General features: G+C 64.3%; 2 protein-coding genes and 1 pseudogene. All 3 read right to left on the reverse strand.

All coding sequences use genetic code 11. From position 1 onward, the window contains the following. Positions 1-53: 53 nt before the first annotated feature. Positions 54-986, reverse strand: a complete 933-nt coding sequence (locus SJ20_RS09450; protein ID WP_041103451.1) for a cation diffusion facilitator family transporter — start codon at positions 984-986, stop codon at positions 54-56. Beyond that, positions 986-1360, reverse strand: a complete 375-nt coding sequence (locus SJ20_RS09455; RefSeq protein ID WP_041103453.1) for a helix-turn-helix transcriptional regulator — start codon at positions 1358-1360, stop codon at positions 986-988. The genes SJ20_RS09450 and SJ20_RS09455 overlap by 1 nt, the downstream gene beginning before the upstream one ends. A 134-nt stretch (positions 1361-1494) precedes the next feature. Further along, positions 1495-1717 (reverse strand): annotated as a pseudogene (locus tag SJ20_RS11905) (integrase core domain-containing protein); the annotation flags it as partial.

Raw genomic sequence — 1717 nt, forward strand, 5'->3', positions numbered from 1 at the left:
GCGCCGTTTTGTCGCCCTCGCCTGCGGTTAGGAGGAGTGCGGATCCGTGGGCGCTAAGTGTGCAAGGGACGTTCGGATTCACCTCGATGCACCGACGGGCTCTCCAGTTGGATCGTGGCGTGCTCGAACGCGATCGGGAAGTGCGTCCTGACGCAGACATGGACCTCTTCGAGGATCCGCAGTGCGTGGGCTGATTCGAAGCACTCCTCCCCGACGACGACGTGAGCCGAGAAGATCGGCAGATTGCTCCCGATCGCTGAGGCGTGCAGGTCGTGGACGTCCTGGACGTGGTCGAGAGCGAGGATGTGCTCGCGCACCTGATCGAGATCCACTCCCTTCGGGGTGTACTCCATGAGGATCCGCAGTGTTTCGGCCATGATGCGGAACGCCCGAGGCACGATCAGCGCGGCGATGAACAAACCAGCCAGTGCATCGGCCTGTTGGAATCCGGTCAGCTGGATCACGATCGCGGCCGTGATCACGCCGAGCGAACCGAGAGCGTCATTGAGAACCTCGAGGAACGCGGCACGCATGTTGAGGCTCGAGTCCTTGCCTCCGGCCAGGATGAGGATCGCGGCGATGTTCGCGACCAGGCCGATCACACCGAAGATGAGCAGCTCTCCTGAGGGGACGTCCGGGGGGTCGGTTAGTCGCGAGATACCCTCGACGGCGGTGTAGGTGCCGACCACGATCAGGAGCGTGGCCTGGGCCAAGGCTGCCAGTACCTCGATGCGAGCGAATCCCCAGGTTCGGCTGCTGCTGGCCGGGCGCAACATCATGGTCGCCGCGATCAGCGCGACCAGCAGTCCGGAGGCGTCGACGAGGGCGTGCGCCGTGTCCGTGAGCAGGGCAAGACTTCCGGTGACGACGCTCCCGATCGCTTGCGCGAGCACGATGACGGAGGTGATGGCGAAGGCGATGGCGAGTCGCGTCCGGGCGGTGCTCGACCCGCTGCCGCCGTGCGAATGGTCGTGTCCTGAGCTCATCAGAGGTCCCCGTCCTCGAGGTTCTCGTGATCGCGGTGGTTCTTCAGGGAGAGGGTGGTCCCGGAGGTGTCGAGCAGGTCGTCCGCCACCTCGAGCAGGCCCTTTAGTCGGGGCAGATCGGCGAGGGTGAACCAGGAAGCGCGGCCTTCAGTGCGCGCGGTGACCAGACCGCAGTCGCGCAGGCACGAGAGATGCTTGCTGACGGTCGACTGGGCAAGGTGCATGTGTTCGACAAGGTCGCGAACTCGGTGCTCACCGGTCGAGAGGTGCTGGAGGAGAGCCAAGCGTGTGGGTTCGGCGAGGGCATGGAAGAGCGCGGCATGACTGTCTGCCACCTCGAACTGAGGCTCGGCCGGGATCGCATCAATCGTCATATGGCGATGATATCGCCATTTGGGGTTCCGTAAAGGGGTGGGACGGGACGAGTCGATCCTGATAGACGCGCGAAGGGGTCGCTCGTGGCACGTCGATACACTCGATGTGAAGCGCCCTGGGTTTCGTTCCGAGGTCAGGACGCAACGGGCGCTGAATCCTGGTCGTGAGTGTAGGCCGTCTCAACTTCTGCGGGAGTGCGGTAGCCGAGGGTCTCGTGGAGGCGGGTGGTGTTCCACCAGTGCACCCACCCCATGGTGGCCAGCTCCACCGCCTACACGGACTCCCAGATCCGCTTGGAGTGGATGAGTTCGGCCTTGTAGAGCCCGTTCACGCTCTCGGCCAGGGCGTTGATGCTC

This window comes from Micrococcus sp. MS-ASIII-49 (assembly GCF_000946635.1).
In the GTDB taxonomy this organism is placed as follows: Bacteria; Actinomycetota; Actinomycetes; order Actinomycetales; family Micrococcaceae; genus Micrococcus; species Micrococcus luteus.

Coding starts and splice junctions, on each gene's coding strand:
- SJ20_RS09450 (WP_041103451.1), bottom strand. CDS start 986: ATGAGCTCAGGACACGACCATTCGCACGGCGGCAGCGGGTCGAGCACC.
- SJ20_RS09455 (WP_041103453.1), bottom strand. CDS start 1,360: ATGACGATTGATGCGATCCCGGCCGAGCCTCAGTTCGAGGTGGCAGAC.